This is a genomic window from Chitinophaga tropicalis (assembly GCF_009758205.1).
Taxonomy (GTDB): Bacteria; Bacteroidota; Bacteroidia; order Chitinophagales; family Chitinophagaceae; genus Chitinophaga; species Chitinophaga tropicalis.
In genome coordinates this window covers 190,873-210,217 of record NZ_WRXN01000005.1, presented here as the reverse complement: position 1 = coordinate 210,217, position 19,345 = coordinate 190,873, and the positions used below count along the sequence as shown (strand labels likewise).

Sequence of the window (19,345 nt, the reverse complement as noted above, 5' to 3'; positions counted from 1 at the left end):
GCAGGCAAAATCATTTTTTTTATGGGACAGATTAATGATTTTTTTTAAAAATCTTCTCCGTTAGCCAGGTCAATATTATAATAATAAACCCCGTTCAATTCAGGATATACACCTTCCAGCTGCACCTTCTTCTGTTTATCCAGTATCTTCTTCAGATCTTCCACTGAATTTACCGGATTCCCACCGGCTTTCAGTATAATGAACGTACGTTTCATGTTAGTCTGCTTCTTCAGCACCCCACTGGCTATATTATCCACATACACACCACCACGTATTCCCAGTTTCGCTGCATCTGCTTTCTCCAGCGTGATCAGATCTGCACCTAAAGCATCCAGCACTGTAGTTCTCACAATATCTGTATTACCATCTGCATTCTTCAGCACAGTGTTGGCAGTATATTCCTTATCGTTACGCATGTAAGAAATACTGATCTTATCACCGGGTTTGTAACGTGCTATCTGCTCCGTCATCTGTGGGATAGAAGGAGTTGTTACACCGTTAATACCAGTGATAACGTCGCCTTTTTTAATACCTGCAGCTGCAGCTGCGCCGGATTCAGTCACACCTGTCACCACTACGCCGTTAATATCCCTTCTGATACCTGCATCAGCCCATCTTTCTTCAGGAATGCTGGTAGGGTCCTGGTAAAGGATACCCAGGTAAGCACGTTGTACATTGCCATACTTCATCAGGTCATTCACTACTTTCTTTACCAGGTTTACCGGTATAGCGTAGGAGTAACCAGCATAAGCGCCGGTGGGAGAAGCAATGGCCGAGTTGATACCTATCAGTTCACCGGCGGTATTGATCAGGGCGCCGCCACTGTTACCCTGGTTTACGGCGGCATCTGTCTGGATGAAGGATTCGATAGCATTCCTTCTTACCTGTTTGTTGATGCCGATAGTACGGGCTTTGGCGCTTACAATACCCGCGGTGACAGTAGTTTCAAGATTCAGCGGATAACCTACGGCCAATACCCATTGCCCGATCTCTACATCGTCAGAGTTGCCGTACAGCAGGTAAGGCAGGTTTTTAGCGTCTATCTTGATCACTGCCAGGTCGGTGTTGGGGTCAGTACCAACCACTTTGGCCTTGTAAGTTTTGTAGTTGTTGAGTGTAACTGCTATTTCATCTGCATCATCTACTACGTGGTTGTTGGTAATGATATAACCATCGTCAGAGATCAGTACCCCGGAGCCGGAGGCCATTTGCCCGGGTACATAGTACTTACGGCCGCCACCTTCACCCTGGAATTCATCGCCAAAGAAATCATCGCCGAAAAGGTCCTGTAATACACTCCTTCTTCTCTGAAGGTTGTTGGTCACCTGACGGGGATTGATCTTTGTCTTGATATGCACAACACCCGGTACTGCGATTTTAGCCGCCTGGCTGAAATCTGTAGGGGGAGTAGCATTCTTTACTTCTGCACCTGGCATATAGCTGGTGTAGTTAACAGGGATGTTTTCTGAGCCATTTTGGTAAGGTCCTGCATGTCGGGGCTGATACTTGTTGTAGACAACAATACAGGCAATAGCAGTGGCCGCGCTGAGTAGAACAGTTGCCGCAATTTGCCGGAATTTCATATGTTTTGAGATTTAAAGTTTTAAAGTACAAGGAATGAATATCAATTTACATGCCTTTGATACAAATTTAAGGGTCGGCACAGATCAATGACCAGTCCCTACCTTTACTTTAACACATTTTTATATGAATAGTTAATACCATCTTAACAAGAGTACTGACAGTATACCAGTTTAACTGACATGTTGTTATCAGTCTGGCGTACAGATTGACGATTTGACTGTATCATTAACTCCGGATACAGGACAAAACCTGCGAAGATGCTCAGAGCGTTGTCAGAAACTGCATGGTATCTACGCCATCAGCATAATCTGACAGCCCAGGCTGCTGCGCAGCGCCGAATGGTATAAAACCATGACCTACAAGCGCCTGCATATCTTCATTGCCTTTCAGCTCCTCCGTCAGCGCAGCAGCATCAGTATAATAACTGTAATGCAATACACTCAGAGGGGAAAACAGGGAAGGAGATTCATTGAGCAGTATAGTACCATTTGTCAGGTACTGGCTGCTGTTCAGCAGGAACAGGGCCAGGTTATAGTCATAATTGTTCTTGTACTTGTGATGATCTGCCAGGGAATCATATTTACCCAGTGCTTTCAGCAGGTTATCGAAGTTATAGTTTTCAGGTACAAACACTTTGGTAACGTTCCGGCACCCCAGGCCAAAGTAGATCATGATATCGTCTGCCAGCGCTTCCAGTTCCTCAAATGTTTCCGTTCCATCCAGGATGGCGGCGGAAGTACGGTTACGGCGGATGATATGCGGGTACTGGGCAAAATAATAATTAAAGTAACGGGAAGAGTTATTGCTACCTGTGGCAATATAGGCGTCACAGTTCTTCAGCATGTCCTGTGTCTGCGTCTGTGCGGCATATTCAGGATACCATTCCGCTATCTTATCAATCACATGTTTCATAAGCACTGTATCCTTGGACGATAGTTTCAGCCGTACCTGGTGGCCGCTCAGAAAGCCACAAAGCCAGTCATGAAAGCCCACCAGGGGAATATTACCTGCGGCAACTATCCCAACAGAGCGGGAAATAGCAGGAATGGCAGGATAACCGTCCAGCCAGTTATTCAGACGGGCCTCGTCAAGGAAGTACTGACAGATGTTTTTCAGGGATATGTTTACAAAGTCCTCTGTGAACCACCCGTTGGCCTGGAAGGCCTGATCCTTTGCTGTCTGCAATGCAGGATCGTTACCTGCCAGGTATTGACCTAAACGTACCAGGGCTGCTACTTTTTCTGTTCTGCTCATGAATCTGTATAAATAATTAACTTTTTAAACCTAGATATTCTATTTTTGTTAGCAAAATTAATGGCTTACTACTTAAACAAAAAGTTTATACTATGGCAATAAAGATAACAGACGAATGTATTAATTGTGGTGCTTGTGAACCTGAATGTCCTAATAACGCGATCTATGAGGGCGGAGTAGAATGGGCTATGGCTGATGGCACCACCGTTAAAGGCGCATACGTGCTGATGGATGGGAGCACTATGGATGCAGACCAGAAGAACGCACCTATCAGTGTAGACAGTTACTATATTGTTCCGAACAAATGTACAGAGTGCCAGGGCTTCCACGAAGAACCTCAGTGTGCTGCTGTTTGCCCGGTAGACTGCTGCGTACCTGACGAAATGTACCAGGAAACGGTAGACGAACTGCTGGCCAAGAAAGAAAAGCTGCATATCTAAGCTTTTCACCCGGACTATACAAGATATACCATCCAATATATTATTTACAGGAAGCATAAGGAAATTACCCGGTAACTGGTCATCGGCAAAAGCCGGAACGCATACCGGAACCTGAAGGGAAGAAAGGTTTTATCCTTTCTTCCCTTTTGTTTTGTCCCAAAAAAGATCGACATACACTATTTTTCTATTAACTTTAGCCGCTTATTATTAAATTATATATGAAAAAGAATATTGCCCTGGTTGCCGGAGGCTACTCCGGAGAGTATGTGATTTCAGTACAGAGTGCAGCCGTTATTGAAAAACACCTGGATAGCAGCAGGTATAACGTTTACAAGATCGCTATCACCCGTGACGGATGGAACTATACCGGGGCAGACGGACAGGCTGTGGCAGTAGACAGGAATGATTTTACATTGACTATCAATGGTAATAAGATAAAATTTGACGCAGTTTTCATAGGTATACACGGTACTCCCGGAGAAGATGGCCGTTTACAGGGATATTTTGAAATGCTGGACATTCCATTTACCAGCTGTGGCATGGTAACTTCCGCCCTGACCTTTAACAAGAGCTATTGTAATAAGGTAGTGGCTTCCCTGAATGTTGTAAATGTCTCTAAATCAGTACATATTTTCCGCGATCAGCCATTTGATACCAAAGCCATCCTGCAGGAGCTGCAACTGCCCGTATTTGTAAAACCGGCAGAAGGAGGCAGCAGCATCGGTATGTCTAAGGTAAACACGGCTGAAGAGCTGGAGCCGGCCATTGAAAAAGCCTTTAAAGAAGATGTACAGATCCTGATAGAAGAGTTTGTAAAAGGACGTGAAATTACTTGTGGCCTGTATAAGGCCAATGGAGAATTTACCGTACTGCCGGCCACAGAGATCCTGAGCACCAAGGAATTCTTCGATTATGAGGCAAAATATACTCCCGGCAAAGCCAGGGAAGTAACCCCGGCAGAAGCCCCTGAAGAAGTGATCAGCCTGATACAGGCAACTGCCAGGAAGCTGTACGATAAACTGAACTGTCGCGGTATTGTACGCATGGACTTTATCTGGGAAGAAGAGAAGAACCGCCTGTTCTTCCTGGAAGTCAACACCATGCCGGGTCAGTCAGAGAATAGTATTGTACCTCAGCAGGTAAGGGCCGCCGGCAAAACCCTGCAGGAGTTTTACGGCACACTAATTGAAGAATGCCTGAGAAAAAAATAATGGCAGCCACCCCCGGCAGGACAATCCGGGCCGTTGCCGGAAAATAGTGATCCTGGATCATCTTAACGTTAAAATATAATTTGTGTTCAATTCAATCACCAAACGCTCCTTCAGGTTTAATCTGGCAGTTGTAGTGGGATTATTCCTGTTTATTGGGGTGCTTTTCTTTTTGCTGCTTGGCGTAATTACTAAACATGGGGATACGCTGATAGTACCCGATGTATACCGGAAAAATGTACAGGAAGCTACCCAGATCCTTGAAAAAGCCGGTTTTAACGTAGACGTAAGGGATTCTATCTATATAGACAGCCTCGCGGCACTGGCTGTATGGGAACAGACCCCTGCCAAAGGCTCAGAAGTAAAAGTGGGCCGCACTATTTATCTGACCGTTAACAAGGTAGTGCCCCCTATGGTGAAAATGCCGGAGCTGGTAGGTCTGACCTTCCGTAGCGCAGAAATGACCCTGCACAGCCTTCGCCTGAATGTAGGAGATACCATCTATAAACCCGATTTCGCTACTAATACTGTATTACAGCAACTGCTCAACGGCAAGTCTGTAAAACCCGGCAGGGATATTCCTGAAGGGAGCAATATCACCCTGGTACTGAGCAGTGGCACCGGCAGCATGGAAAATCCCGCTCCTAACCTGATTGGTCTTACCTTTGCAGAAGCGAAGGAAGCATTGAGCGCCAGTAACCTGAACCTGGGAACTGTCATAGTAGATCCGGGCGTAACCGATACTGCCAATGCCTATGTGATCAAACAGGACCCGATGCGTAAGAACAACCTGAATGAACTGCAGATGGTAAGGGCAGGAGAAAGCATCGATCTCTGGCTGTTCCCGACAAAACCGACGCCGGCAACAGATAGTACCACGCCTCCGGCACAACCTGAGTAATCTGAAATTATATACACCATACAAAACATACAGCGATGGAAAATATCAGTGTATTAGAACTGAAAAAACGCATAGATAACGGTGAAGACCTGAATATTGTAGATGTACGTGAGCCGCATGAACATGCCGAATTCAACATAGGTGGCATCCTGGTGCCCCTGGGTGAAATTCGCGCCATGCAGGTAGATGAGCTGGAAGAGCTGAAAGATAAGGAAGTGATAGTATACTGCCGTAGCGGTAACCGTAGCGGACAGGCTGCCATGATCCTGGAAACAATGGGTTTTGAAAATGTGAAGAACCTCACAGGCGGTATGCTGGCCTGGGAAGATCAGGTAGGAAGATAATACCGTTTTTTATAGGGAAATATGCCTTTCAGAGAGCAGAATAGCTCTCCGGAAGGCATTTTTTGTTAATTTCATCCGATAGTATCTTCTTCAGTGAATGCACGACGATTTTTATAAAGAAAACGTTTTACTGGCCCGTATTGCAGAAGGGGATGAAGAAGCTTTTTCTTTATTTTTCAGGATGATATCGCCCGGAATGAGCATGCTGGTGCGTAATGTGGTGAAAAGGGAGGAAGCAGTGAAAGAAGTGTTGCAGGAATTTTTCATCAAATTATGGCTGCATCGTGATAAACTGACCGGGATAGAACATCTGAGAGCTTACCTGAAGAGAATGGCGCTGAATGAATGTTTTACCTATCTTAATAAACAATCCAACCTGCGTCACGCTGATATTGAGCATGCGGAGAACGCTGCCAGCAATGAAACGGAAGCTGCCCTGTCTTACCGTGAAACACAGCGTATTATTGCGGAGGCGGTAAAAGCCCTGCCTGCCCAACGCCGGCAGATATATGAAATGAGCCGTCATCAGGGGTTGAATGCCTCTGAAATAGCGGAAACACTGCAACTCTCATCCAGTTATGTCAGGAATACTATCAGTGCAGCCCTGCAGTTTATAAGAGAGAGATTGAAAAGGGCGGGGAAGTTATAAAGTAAGTTGGTTTTATATGCAGTAAGAAAAGAACTGCGCAAAAAAGTCGCTTTCGCCAACGGCGAAAGCGACTTTTTTGCGAGAGAGATCTTTTTATTGAGAAGCTTTAATAAAAATTTTTTCAGGCCAATAGGTACACTTCACTTTCTCATTAGTCTACTATAAGTAGACAAATGGAAAATCAACAGATCACATATCTTATTAAAGGGTTCCTTGCCGGAACATTGACACCGGAAGAAAGTGAAACGCTTCACTGTTTCCTGGAAGATCCTGCCAACAGGGAAACCTTTGTAGCAATAACAACGCAGCTGGTCAGTTATGAACCGGATGCTGCTGTGTTTGATGAACGTCTGTTGCCCATGTTGTCTGATGTATTGAGCGTTGACAAACCTGTGCCGCGGAAAAGAACATTCTCCCTTCTTCGCTACTGGCCCGCCGCTGCTGCAGTCATACTACTGGCAGGAGTTGGCCTCTGGCTATTAAAACCCGGTCCTTCATCCACACCCATACTGGCAAAACAACAGCCTGTAAAGGAAATACTGCCCGGCGTCAACAAAGCCATCCTCACCCTTTCTGACGGTAGTACTGTAACACTGGACAGTACCGGTAGCCAGGTGATCAGGCAGGGAAGTACCGTGGTATACCGCCATAACGGGCAACTGCAATACCAGAGGCCTCAATCCCCTGCAGGCACAGTATATAACACCCTGGCAACGCCCAGGGGCGGACAATACCAGGTAGTATTGCCCGATGGTACCAAAGTCTGGCTAAACGCCGCTTCCCGCCTGAAATATCCCGTTGCATTTGAGGGCAGTACAAGAACCGTTGAGCTGGAAGGGCAGGCTTATTTTGAAACGGCCAAAGACGCACACCATCCTTTTATTGTGAAAGCAGGTAACACCTCCATACAGGTGCTGGGCACCAGCTTTGACGTGATGGCATATACCGATGAAAAGCAACTGGAAGCCACCCTGCTTGCAGGCGCTATCAAAGTAGAAGACCATGTATTACAACCGGGGCAACAGGCTGTAGTGACAGCAGGAAAGCCTGTGAACGTAACCGCTGTGAACACAGAAGCAGCTGTGGCGTGGAAGAACGGCTATTTCTCTTTCACAGACGCAGACCTGGGTGCTGTAATGCGCCAGCTGTCACGCTGGTATGATGTTGAAATCACTTACCGGAACGGTATACCTCCAGGTACTTTCTCCGGCGAAATAGGAAGGGGACTAACACTTGAACAGGCATTAAAAATACTGGAGCAGGCCAATGTACATTTTACTGTAGAAGAACGACGCATCGTGATCCTGCCTTAAGACAGAAATTCCATATTTATCAACTGCCGGAAGAAGCCATGCATGGCTGCTTTTCCGGTCAAAATTCCCATGTTATGAAGCTAACGTTGCTCGTTGCTCTTTTGTTTCTTATGCTGACATCGGGGAAAGCGCAGGCTTCTCCACAGATCACTTACTCGGGAAAAGAGGTCCCGTTGAAAAAGCTCTTTGCGGTCATAAAAGAACAGACCGGCTATGTGTTCTTTTACCGGAATGAAGACATTGCCAGCGTTAAACCACAAACCGTTTCTTTCAGCAATGTTCCGCTGGAAACAGCATTACAACGCATTCTGAAAGGCCAGCAGCTGCAATTCGTGATCCAGGGAAATACCATTGTGATCAGTAAGAGAAAGGAAATGCCGGGAGTTGAGATGATGGAATATGCGGCGCCTCCTGACAGTATACGTGGTAAGGTAGTGAACGATAAAGGTGAGCCGCAGCCCGGCGCCACCATACTGATCAAGGGTACACACCGTGGTGCCACCGCCAATGAATCAGGCTTATTCCTGCTGAAGAACGTACCTGACAATGCTGTGCTGGTAGTTTCAGCATTGGGGCTGAAAGCAAAGGAGGTGACAGCAAAGCCCGGCGCCGGCCTGTTCGTCATTACACTGGAAAATAGTACAGAGGCATTGGGAGAAGTAGTGGTAGTAGGTTACGGACAGGTAAAGAAAAGTGACCTTACCGGCGCCGTAGCTTCTGTACCGGTAGGAGAGATCAAAAAAGCGGCTGTCACATCGCTTGACCAGGCCCTGCAGGGCCATGCGGCAGGCGTACAGGTAACACAGAACTCCGGCGCTCCGGGCGGAGCTACCACTATCCGTATACGTGGTGGTAATTCCATACAGGGAGATAATGAACCGCTTTATGTAATAGATGGCGTACCGTTCAAGAACGGCGGCTCAGACAGAGGCTCCAGCTTCAATGTGCTCAGTACCCTGAACCCCGCAGATATTGAATCAATGACCATCCTCAAAGATGCTTCATCTACCGCTATTTATGGCTCAAGAGGTGCTAACGGCGTAGTGATCATCAACACCAAACGGGGGAAGGCTGGCAAGACCATGGTTACCTTTGATACTTATTACGGTACCCAGGACGTACGGCGTAAATATCCTGTATTGAATGCAAGGGAGTACGCAGAATTTGTGAATGAAGCAAATACCAATGATGGCCTGCAACCGGTATACACCCAGCAACAGACAGATAGCTTCGGGGCAGGGACCGACTGGCAGGACCAGATCTTCCGTACAGCTCCTATGGCCAATTACCAGCTGCTGATAAGTGGAGGAGATGAGAAAACACAGTTTGCATTATCAGCTGGTTATTATACTCAGAAAGGAGTGGTGGTGAACTCTGATTTTAACCGTTATTCCTTCCGCGTAAACCTGGACAGGAAACTGAACAAAAGAATAAAAGTAGGTAACAGTCTTACCGTGAACCGTACTGCTACCAATCAATCCCGTACAGACGGAAACCTGGGGGGCGCGGGGCTGGTTACTATGGCCGCCCTGCAATTTCCTCCTATTCTGAAGCCCCGTAATGCAGACGGTTCCTACCTTATTACTGACCCGGCGCTGAACTTTACGGCAGACAATCCTGTTGCGCTGGCCAGAGACAGCAGGAACAGGAACACCGCCTTCCGCATTTTTGGCAACATTTTCGGTGAATACCAGATCATAGATGGCCTGACATTAAAAGTATTGCTGGGCCTTGACGCCATCCTGCAGAAGCAGGACAGCTACCTGCCCAGAAGTGTGGGCAGCGGCCTGGCCCAGGGCGGTGTGGCCAGCATCTATAACGAGCAGAATGTGACCTGGCTGAATGAGAACCTGCTGACCTATTCACGCACCTTTGCACAGGTGCATAATTTTACAGCCCTGGTAGGATATACGCAGCAGGAAAACCGTACAGAGAACAGCACCGCCGGCGCCCGCAGCTTTGTAAATGATAACCTGCACACGGGCAATCTCGGTACAGGCGCCGTAGCTACCATTCCGGGATCGGGTATAGGTGCCTGGGGACTGGTTTCTTACCTGGGCAGGATCAACTATGGTTACCGTGAGAAGTACCTGGCAACAGCCTCATTCAGGGCGGACGGCTCTTCCCGATTTGGCGCCAATAAACGCTACGGCTTCTTCCCATCCGGAGCACTGGCATGGAGAATATCTGAAGAGCCTTTCCTGAAAGGGCATAAGTCTATCAATGAACTGAAGCTGAGAGTTACCTACGGATCGACCGGCAACCAGGACGGCATTGGCAATTATCCCGCTTATTCCCTGCTGGGCACACAGAACTATGTGCTGGGAAATACTGTTACCACCGGCCTGGGCCCCAGCCAGATAGCCAACCCGGACCTGTCATGGGAAACCACTTCACAATCTGACATTGGCATTGACATCTCCCTCTTCAACAACCGGATCTCCTTTACTGCGGACGCCTATCTGAAAAGAACGAAAAACCTGCTGCTGGATGTTACTATTCCCAGCTCTTCCGGTTATTCCAGCGCTATCAGGAACCTGGGAAGAGTAGAGAACAGGGGAATTGAGCTGAGCCTGTCTACCGTGAACCTGGATGGCGCTTTTAAATGGACCACAGACATCAACTTCCTGTCCAACAGGAATAAGGTATTGGACATTGGCGGAGCCCCGCAGATCTTTGCAGGACAGGTGGCTAATATTGCGCAGAATGTCAACTCCGGTATTATCAAAGTAGGGCAGCCGTTAGGGTCTTTCTACGGGTATGTGACCAATGGCCTTTACCAGACAGATGCCGAGCTGACAGCACTGGCAGATCCTAATGCGAAGAAAGTGGGCGATCGCAAGTACCTTGACCTGAACAATGATAAGAAGATAGATGACCAGGACCGCCGTATTATCGGGAATGCACAACCTGAATTCCTGGGTGGCATCAACAATAACTTCTCTTACAAGGGCATAGACCTGAGCGTTTTCCTGCAGGGCAGCTATGGTAACAAAATACTGAATGCCAACCGTTTTGAGCTGGAATACCTGAATGGCACCACCAACCAGGACAGGGATATGCTGAAACGCTGGACGCCGCAGAACACCAATACCGATATTCCACGCGCTGCCAGTACAAGGCCTGCCAACCGCATATCCACCCGGCAGATAGAAGATGGTTCCTACCTGCGTTTGCGGAATGTACAGCTGGGATATAACCTGCCGGCAAGTTTGCTGAGGTCCATGAACATACAGGCAGTAAGGATCTATGTAACTGCCCAGAACCTGGTTACCTGGACAAAGTACAGCGGGTATGATCCGGAAGTGAACCGCTTCGGACAGGACAGCCGCAGCCAGGGTTTTGATTATGCCAGCTATCCTGCCGCCAAAACATTCCTCTTCGGTTTAAACATCAGTTTGTAAGCATTTTAATTACAAGTATTATGAAAAAGCTCTTCATCCTGATCTGCATGATGCAGGCATCCTGCAACCTGCTGGATCAGAAACTGGAATCCAGTTTTACTCCTGATAACTTCTATAAGAACGCAGAAGACGCCAAAGCTGCTGTCAGCGCGGCATATGACCCGCTGAACACAGCCAATATGTACAACCAGGTAATGTGGATATTGCAGGACCAGGCCACGGATGATGCTGAATGGGGTGGTGGCCGTTCTACCGCCAACCAGGCCAAGAATGATCTTGATAAATATACTTTTACACCAGCTACATCTACCTTCCAGTCAGTCTGGAGTACCATATATGCAGGTATTAACCGCTGTAATGCCGTAACGGCACATGTACCCGGCATTGCAATGGATACCGCTCTCAGAAGCCGTTATATAGCAGAAGCAAAATTTCTGAGGGGGTTTTACTATTTTACACTGGTAAGATTGTTTGGAGGCGTACCCCTGATCCTGCAGGAAACCACTTCCCTGAATAACCTGGAAGTAGCCAGGAATACTGCCGATGAGGTATATCAGCAGGTGATAAGCGACTTTAACGATGCCGCCGCTGTACTGCCCGTAACATATTCAGGCGGCGATGCTGGCCGTGCAACAAAAGGCGCCGCCCTTGCCTTCCTGGCAAAAGTTTACCTGACACGTGAAGACTGGCCCAATGCTTCGGGCAAATGTAAAGAGGTGATGGACCTGGGCGTATATGATCTGTGGAGCGCTTTTGAACAGGTATTTCTGATAGGCAATAAGAATGGCAGAGAGTCTGTATTTGAAGTGCAGGCCGTAGGTGGCGGATTGGGAGAAGGCAGCTTCATGCAGGGATATATGCGTCCTAACTTTGACAGGGTAAATGGGATTGCCGGTTTTGGTGATGACCCCGTTACAAAGAACCTGTATGATGCTTATGGGGTGACAGATAAGAGGAGGGATGTGACCATACGGCTGTATTCTGCTGTATCTACCCCCGCTGCGCCAGCCAGTGTAGTGTTTCCCGCCTATGTGTATAAGTACAGGGACCCTTCTGCTACCGCCAATGGTGAAGGCAGCAACAACTTTCCTATTATCCGCTATGCAGATGTTTTGCTGATGTATGCTGAGGCGCTGAATGAACAGGCTGCCGGTAATACAGCCGCCTATAGTGCTGTGAACAGGATACGTACAAGAGCGGGTTTGCCTGACCTTGCAGGACTGACGCAAGACCAGTTCCGTGACAGCGTATTGCAGGAAAGAAGACTGGAACTGGCTTTTGAAGGACACCGCTGGTATGACCTGGCCAGGAAGAAGAGGCTGATCAGTGCTATGAAAGCACAGAACCCGGCTATTACTGTGAGTGAAAGACATTATTTATTCCCCATACCGCAAACGGAAAGGGATGTAAATATTAAGCTTGATCAGAATCCTGATTATTAGAGATCTATTTTGGGGCATTGCAGATCAATTACAAAAACCAAATACGTTATGGAAAGACGGACTTTTCTACAAACAGGTCTACTGGCCGCTTCATTCTCATTAGAACATAAGTATCTGCGCTACAGGAGAGAAGAAGCGCCTTTCATTGTGAACGCAGGCACAGGAGGCAATAATACTGCAGACCTGCTGGCAAGAATGGAGAAAGACTGCCTGTCACATAAACCAGACCTGACCATACTGATGATAGGCACCAATGATATGAACAGTCGCAAACATATTCCCCTGCCTCAATATGAAAAGAACCTCCGGCAGATAGTCTCTGCTATTCGGAAAACAGGCAGCAGACTACTAATGATAACCATCCTGCCCGGCTATGAGCCCTACCTGTATACCCGCCATCCACAGGCCTTCTATGCGCCGGAAGGATACCAGGCCCGCAACAAAGCCGTGAATGATGTGATCAGGAAAATAGCGGATGCAGAAAAGCAGCCGCTGCTGGATATGCATCATGTGTTTGAAGCAGTAGGAAATATTGGCGTGGCGCCGGACAGCCTGTTGCAGAATGAAGCCAACAGCGGCAAGACGGACGGTATTCATCCTACACCGGAAGGATACCGTTTGATGGCTACGGTTATATATGACTGTATTATACAACGGGAGCTGCCGCATAAACGGGTGGTCTGCTTTGGAGACAGTATCACCTTTGGCGATGGCGGCCTGGAAGGACGCAGTTATCCCGCATACCTGAAAAAATTATTCGCTTATTAATCCATAAATGCCCATGTTATGAAGTACCTGGTACACTTGCTATTATTTGTTTTACTGTCGAATGGATCTGTAACAGCCAGCAACCCGCAGGAATCAGCAGATGTCATTATTTACGGAGGTACCTCAGCAGCAGTTACAGCTGCGGTGCAGGTGATACGGATGAACAAGTCCGTCATTATCGTATCGCCGGATAAACACCTGGGAGGATTGTCTTCCGGAGGATTAGGCTTCACAGATACAGGCGATAAGTCCGTTATCGGCGGACTGGCCCGCGAGTTCTACCATCGCATTTATCTTCACTACCAGGAGCCCGCTTCATGGAACTGGCAGAAACAGTCTGAATATGGTAACAAAGGACAGGGTACGCCCGCCATGGATGGTAATGAACGTACCATGTGGATCTTTGAGCCTCACGTGGCAGAACAGGTATTCGAGGATTTTGTAAAAGAGAACAGGATACGCATTTACCGGGAAGAGTGGCTGGACAGGGACAAGGGCGTTATTAAAAAGAATAACCGCATCACCGGTATCAAAACACTAAGTGGTAAAACATTTACCGGTAAAATGTTCATTGACGCTACTTATGAAGGTGACCTGATGGCCGCCGCCGGCGTGAAATATCGTGTAGGAAGGGAAGCGAATAGTGAGTTTGGAGAAAAGTACAACGGTGTTCAGATAGATGTACTTCATCATGGTCATTATTTTGAAAAGCCGGTAAACGCATACAAAAAAGAAGGTGACCCTGCCAGCGGACTGTTACCGCTGATCTCCCCCGATCCGCCTGGCAAACAAGGTGAGGGAGATAAGAGAGTGCAGGCTTATTGTTTTCGTTTATGCCTGACAGACCATCCGGAGAACAGGGTGGCAATAGAGAAACCGGCAGGATATGATTCTTCACAGTATGAGTTACTGGTGCGCGTGTTTAAGACAGGGTGGACAGGGGTTTTCAATAAGTTTGATCCTATCCCTAATCATAAAACAGATGTGAATAATCATGGCCCTTTCAGTATGGATTATATAGGAATGAATTATGATTATCCTGATGCCTCTTATGAGAAAAGAAAGGAAATCATTGCCGCTCATGAAACCTATCAGAAAGGGTTGCTTTATTTTATCACAAACAGCATGCGCGTACCGGCGGATATAAGGGAGCGCATGAGTAAATGGGGTTTGTCACGTGATGAGTTTAAGGATAATGGCAACTGGCCTCACCAGCTGTATATCAGGGAAGCCAGAAGAATGAATGGATTGCGCATCATGACAGAGAACGAAGTACTGGGAAATAAGGTGGTAACACAACCGGTAGGGATGGGATCTTATACGCTGGATTCGCATAATACTCAGCGGTATGTACAATCAGATGGGACGGTGCAGAATGAGGGAGACGTACAGGCACATATTTCTAAGCCGTACCAGATAGAGTATGGTGCTATTATACCTAAGAAAGGAGAGTGTGAGAACCTGCTGGTACCGGTGTGTGTATCGTCCACACATATCGCATACGGGTCTATCAGGATGGAACCGGTGTTTATGATATTAGGACAGAGCGCTGCTACTGCTGCTGTGCAGGCTATAGATGGTAAGAAGGCAGTGCAGGATGTTGATTATGAGATGTTGAAAAAACAATTGTTAAAGGATAAACAGAAGATATAAATAAGATTGACCGGGCCAAAAGCCCGGTCAATTATTTTCAGCTTTCAAAAAAAGCGCAACTTCCACCTGTCCAGTTTTGCGTTTTCCCCTGCGCAACACCTATCATCTTACTCTTACTGATACGAGCGAGGTTATGCACCAGCAGCGGGCGTGGCGTATTATCCGGCCAGAAATACATCATCCGTATTTCACAGTAAGCAGGTCCCTCAGGCGTTTCTATTGCGGGGGCGTATTCTACTTTATGCTGCAGTATCCAGTTTTCCGGCTCTTCTATATTATCTATGTCTTCCTGCTTCACATCAATCACCACTCCCTGTCCTGCAAAAGAAAAAAGCGGTTTCAATACATAGTTCTCCAGGTCTGATGGTATTACCGGCAACTCATGCAGGAACCAGCTTCTTGGCACAAATTCACTGTGAATGAAAGGAAGGGTATATTTACTGATGCGGTAGAACCAGTTGGGATGTGTGATCCATTCCACGTCAAGGTCATGGAAAAGATTCACATGTCTGCCCAGTGTTTCTTCCCGTCGTTGCAGGTCGTCAAAGATAAGACGGTTGTAGATCCGTTTGATATGGATACGTTCACCGTCACGCTCATAGTAGAGCTTTTTTCCTTCCTGCACCAGTTCTGTGATGCAGACAGGAGTAATACCCAGTTTCTGTTGTGTATAGTAGAAATCTATCCTTGTCTTCTGCTCATGTGGCTTTACTTCCAGCAGTACTACTTCTTCCGGCTGATGGGGGCCAACAACCAGCTCGCGGAACATTTCGAAGTAGGACGTTTTATCCAGCCCGTTAAAGAAGTTGCTAACGGTGCCGGGTATGCTGAAATGCTCCCTGAACTGCCGGGCCATCAGTTCCTGGAAGGCATAGAGTGACGGGAAGCCCTGCAGTTCTATAAGTTTGGGCGTCAGCTCACCTTTTTCATCATAGCAAACGGCAAAATCTACTACCAGGAAATGGGGGTGATCATTCTCATGCGGAACTTTCATACTATTCGGAATAGCATTGCGGGTAAGTTCCTTGAAATCGGAGCGTACTATTACATCTGTCACCTGGTCGCAGGCCTGTATCAGTTTTGCTGCAAGGGCTGCGGGAATAAATACCGGGGTTTCCGCTACTTTAAAAGCTGGCGCTTCGCCGGCTTCTGTGGCCAGGGCGGTAAGGAAGTCCTGGTATTTGCGGTGGGTGAAGTTATGATTGTAATATGAACGGAGTGTGGGGATCATAAGTAATCAGCAAATTGTTATCGATTAAAAATCGCTGTATCCAGGAAAGCCGGTATGAAGGAGTTATGTGTGTGCATGATCTTGTCGGGATCAGACAGTTGTTCCAGCATGCTGTGATATTTTTCCGCGCCGTAGTTGGTGATGACCTGGTTTTTCTTTTCCTGCTGCATGAGGTACATGCGCATGCCTGTAGCGTCAGCTTCCGGGTGGAATTGTGTGCCAATACAGTGGTCGCTGAACCTGATAGCCATTGTAGCCCGTTCCAGTGGTACATGCGGGCGTTCTTTTTCAATGGCCAGTACACGGGCGCCTATGGCTTCCATTCTTTCGTAATTGAGCTCTATCACCTGCCAGTTACGGCTATCTACGATATAATAAGGTTCCGGTAATTCTGTAAATACAGGCTCTTCTTCACCAGCACTGGTTTTATGGACAGGGAAGATGCCAAAAGCAGGCGATCTTCTGCGGCATACATTGCCAAGCCCCAGGTAGCGGCACATCAGCTGGAAGGAGTGGCAGATCAGCAGGATCGGCTTCTTCTCTTCAGCTGTATTGTTCCACTCCATCAGTTCTTCCATTAAATTGAAATATTGCTTTTCCCATTCGCTGCCTTCGCTGTCCAGCGGACTACCAGGGCCTCCGGTAGAGATGTAGATATCATATGAAAGGTCAGGGAATTGTTGCTGCACTCTTACTTCAAACTCATGAAATTCCAGTTGTAAGGCATGTTTTGCAGCATAATCTGTCAGTACTTCCCTTATACAACGCATCCCTTCGTTAGGGACCTGTTCATACATATCCAGTACGGCCACTTTCCAGTGCTGCTTAGAAGGTTTCATAGCACAAAGTTACAAGTTTAGCAGTCTTTGAGAAACTGATTAATGATGAAGCCGGTAACCGATTGCAGGCTCTCTGTCTGCTGGAATACCTCCAGTTGCTTATCAGCGCCGGTGCCGTTTTCAAGAATATGATGAGTATATTCTATAAAATGCCTGCTGCCCAGGTCATCCACAACATCATCCACAAAATCCAGCAGCTCATTAATAAGGGTGCGGGCGTTGATCTCAGTTTCCTTGCCGAAATCTATCAGGTTGCCATCTATTCCATAGCGGGAAGCCCTCCATTTGTTCTCGTTAACAAGTGCGCGGTTATAGATGATGAAGTTGAGGTTCTGCATACGCAGTTTATAGATCTTGGCGCATACAGCCTGGAAAAGGGCTGCCAGGGTACAGGTTTCCTGCACGGTGAGCGGTACGTCGCAAATGCGGAATTCTACCGTATTGAAGAAAGGATGTACCCGGAGGTCCCACCATACTTTTTTTGCGTTGTCAATACAATTGGTCTTTACCAGCAGTTGTATGTATTTATCATATTCTTCTATGCTGGCAAAGAAGTCCGGTATGCCGGTGCGGGGAAATTTATCGAATACTTTGGTGCGGTATGATTTAAATCCCGTGTTCCTGCCTTCCCAGAAAGGGGAGTTGGTGCTGAGCGCAAAAACATGTGGCAGAAAATAGCGTACAGAGTTGGCAATGTGCAGGGCCATTTCCCTGTTTTCCATGCCTACATGTACGTGCAGTCCGAATATCAGGTTGGAACGCGCAGCATCCTGCATTTCATTGACGATCTCAAAATAACGGGGATGGTCTGTGATGAGCTGCAGTTCCCATTCAGAGAAGGGATGGGTACCGGAAGCGCCTACGGAATAGCCAAGATCGCCGGCTATCTGGGCTATGGTCCTGCGCAGGGAAGAGACATCTTTGCAGGCTTCATCTATGTTGGCGCAAACCTGGGTGCCTACTTCCACCACTGCCTGGTGAAATTCGGCCTTTACCTGGTCATTGATCACCTTATGGGCATGTTCAACGATCTTTTGTTCATGGGACCGTAATTCAAACGTATGCGGGTCCATGACCATATATTCCTCTTCTATCCCGAGGGTGAAATTCTTAAGCATGTGGTGTGTTTCAGTGCGTTGCCGGCAATTTCCTCTCTAAGCAGGAACGTTGCCGGCTACCAAAGTTATTCTTTCTTTTTCGTCTTTTTGACCGGTGTTTTTTTAGGAGCAGGTTCTTTTGTCAGAGTGGGTTCAGAAAGAGCATCATTAGGTGTCACTGCCGGAGATACAGCCACTTTTTTGGCTGCGGTCTTTTTCTTGCCGGGTACGATAACGGTCTGTTCTCCATGTACTGCATGCTGGAGAAATTTACCCCAGGTCAGGTTATCTGTGCCGGGTGTTTGCTGCTGCGCGCGGAGAATGGCATAGCTGGCGGCGGTTTCCGTCAGCCATTCAAAGTTTTCCTGGCCAATGATATTAGGATCTGCTTCAGGTGCAGGGTTCCAGAAGTCGATCACATAAGGAACGCCGTTTCGGATAGCTATTTCTACGCTGTTGAAGTCATAACCCAGGTATTGGTTCAGCTGCGCTACCTGGTCTGCAATGGCCGTTATCAGGGCGCTGTCGCCTTTATCTTCCGTCAGGTAACGTTGCTGATCTGCCTGGTAGGGATCGTATGGAATGATGCGTACATATTTTCCACCAATGCAATAACAGCGGTAATAAGCTTCATGTTTTATCTCCTCCTGGAGCATCATGACCAGCTGGCCGGTGCGGGCATGTTGTGCAAAGAACTCCTCACGGTCATATATCCTGTATACATGTTTCCACCCTCCGCCGTTATATGGCTTCAGGTATGCGGGAAAACCAATATGATCGAAAATAGCATCCCAGTCAAACGGGTATTCCAGGTTCCGGAAGGATTTATCTGTGGTATTCAATGGTAATTCCCGGGAGGGAAGCAAGGCCGTTTTAGGCGCCTGTATACCGGTGCGCAGGGCCAGTTCGTTGTTGACAAACTTGTCGTCAGCACTCCACCAGAACGGATTGTTGATCACGGCGGTACCCTCCAGGGAAGCCTGTTTGAGCCAGGTGCGGTAAAAGGGAACATCCTGCGAAATACGGTCAACTACCACAGCATATCCTGATGGCAGGCCCTGTATTACTTTATCAATGGATACCGGCTCTGCCGTGATGCCGTCTATCTGTTTCTCATTCACACGATCGATAAAGGCCTGTGGAAAGCTGTTTTCCTGGCCAAAGAGAATGCCTATTTTCTTCATTGCTGAGAGGTTTTCTTATGATGGTTATCCAATG

General features: G+C 47.4%; 16 protein-coding genes. 10 read left to right on the top strand and 6 right to left on the bottom strand.

The window, feature by feature from the left end; translation table 11 throughout:
- Nucleotides 1-44: 44 nt before the first annotated feature.
- Together GO493_RS13400 and GO493_RS13395 are read right to left on the bottom strand one after the other, a co-directional pair.
- On the bottom strand, nt 45-1,583 hold the full coding sequence (locus tag GO493_RS13400; protein WP_157306689.1) for a trypsin-like peptidase domain-containing protein: 1,539 nt from the start codon (nt 1,581-1,583) through the stop codon (nt 45-47).
- A gap of 262 nt (nt 1,584-1,845) precedes the next feature.
- Entirely contained in the window at nt 1,846-2,838 is a 993-nt protein-coding gene (locus GO493_RS13395) for an acyl-CoA reductase (RefSeq protein WP_157306688.1), read from the bottom strand.
- A 92-nt stretch (nt 2,839-2,930) separates the two neighbouring features.
- Between GO493_RS13395 and GO493_RS13390 the strand changes: the two genes are divergently transcribed.
- The 10 genes from GO493_RS13390 (at nt 2,931) to GO493_RS13345 (ending at nt 14,960) form a co-directional block, all read left to right on the top strand.
- Nucleotides 2,931-3,278, top strand: a complete 348-nt coding sequence (locus tag GO493_RS13390; protein WP_157306687.1) for a 4Fe-4S dicluster domain-containing protein — start codon at nt 2,931-2,933, stop codon at nt 3,276-3,278.
- Between the two features lie 218 nt (nt 3,279-3,496).
- Complete coding sequence (locus GO493_RS13385; protein ID WP_157306686.1) at nt 3,497-4,489, top strand: D-alanine--D-alanine ligase; 993 nt, start codon at nt 3,497-3,499, stop codon at nt 4,487-4,489.
- A gap of 82 nt (nt 4,490-4,571) precedes the next feature.
- The gene (locus tag GO493_RS13380; RefSeq protein WP_157306685.1) at nt 4,572-5,387 is read left to right on the top strand and encodes a PASTA domain-containing protein; all 816 of its coding nucleotides are present in this window, start codon (nt 4,572-4,574) and stop codon (nt 5,385-5,387) included.
- 35 nt (nt 5,388-5,422) lie between these two features.
- Entirely contained in the window at nt 5,423-5,731 is a 309-nt protein-coding gene (locus GO493_RS13375; RefSeq protein WP_157306684.1) for a rhodanese-like domain-containing protein, read from the top strand.
- Nucleotides 5,732-5,828: 97 nt separating this feature from the next.
- The gene (locus GO493_RS13370) at nt 5,829-6,380 is read left to right on the top strand and encodes an RNA polymerase sigma factor (protein ID WP_157306683.1); all 552 of its coding nucleotides are present in this window, start codon (nt 5,829-5,831) and stop codon (nt 6,378-6,380) included.
- A gap of 173 nt (nt 6,381-6,553) precedes the next feature.
- Complete coding sequence (locus GO493_RS13365; RefSeq protein WP_157306682.1) at nt 6,554-7,693, top strand: FecR family protein; 1,140 nt, start codon at nt 6,554-6,556, stop codon at nt 7,691-7,693.
- Nucleotides 7,694-7,767: 74 nt separating this feature from the next.
- Nucleotides 7,768-11,097 carry a TonB-dependent receptor gene (locus tag GO493_RS13360; protein WP_157306681.1) on the top strand — a complete coding sequence of 1,110 codons (3,330 nt, stop codon included), beginning with the start codon at nt 7,768-7,770 and terminating at the stop codon, nt 11,095-11,097.
- A 20-nt stretch (nt 11,098-11,117) separates the two neighbouring features.
- Entirely contained in the window at nt 11,118-12,539 is a 1,422-nt protein-coding gene (locus GO493_RS13355) for a RagB/SusD family nutrient uptake outer membrane protein (protein WP_157306680.1), read from the top strand.
- Between the two features lie 48 nt (nt 12,540-12,587).
- A complete protein-coding gene (locus GO493_RS13350; RefSeq protein ID WP_157306679.1) occupies nt 12,588-13,307 on the top strand; it encodes an SGNH/GDSL hydrolase family protein in 720 nt (239 codons plus the stop codon).
- An 18-nt stretch (nt 13,308-13,325) separates the two neighbouring features.
- The gene (locus GO493_RS13345) at nt 13,326-14,960 is read left to right on the top strand and encodes an FAD-dependent oxidoreductase (RefSeq protein ID WP_157306678.1); all 1,635 of its coding nucleotides are present in this window, start codon (nt 13,326-13,328) and stop codon (nt 14,958-14,960) included.
- Between the two features lie 37 nt (nt 14,961-14,997).
- Here GO493_RS13345 and GO493_RS13340 read toward each other — a convergent pair whose 3' ends face one another.
- The 4 genes from GO493_RS13340 to GO493_RS13325 form a co-directional block, all read right to left on the bottom strand.
- Nucleotides 14,998-16,191 (bottom strand): hypothetical protein, encoded by a 1,194-nt coding sequence (locus GO493_RS13340; protein ID WP_157306677.1) that lies wholly within the window; start codon nt 16,189-16,191, stop codon nt 14,998-15,000.
- 17 nt (nt 16,192-16,208) lie between these two features.
- A complete protein-coding gene (locus tag GO493_RS13335) occupies nt 16,209-17,030 on the bottom strand; it encodes a type 1 glutamine amidotransferase (RefSeq protein ID WP_157306676.1) in 822 nt (273 codons plus the stop codon).
- Nucleotides 17,031-17,047: 17 nt separating this feature from the next.
- Nucleotides 17,048-18,148 carry a carboxylate-amine ligase gene (locus GO493_RS13330; RefSeq protein ID WP_157306675.1) on the bottom strand — a complete coding sequence of 367 codons (1,101 nt, stop codon included), beginning with the start codon at nt 18,146-18,148 and terminating at the stop codon, nt 17,048-17,050.
- 65 nt (nt 18,149-18,213) lie between these two features.
- Entirely contained in the window at nt 18,214-19,311 is a 1,098-nt protein-coding gene (locus tag GO493_RS13325) for an ATP-grasp domain-containing protein (RefSeq protein WP_157306674.1), read from the bottom strand.
- Between the last annotated feature and the right edge of the window lie 34 nt (nt 19,312-19,345).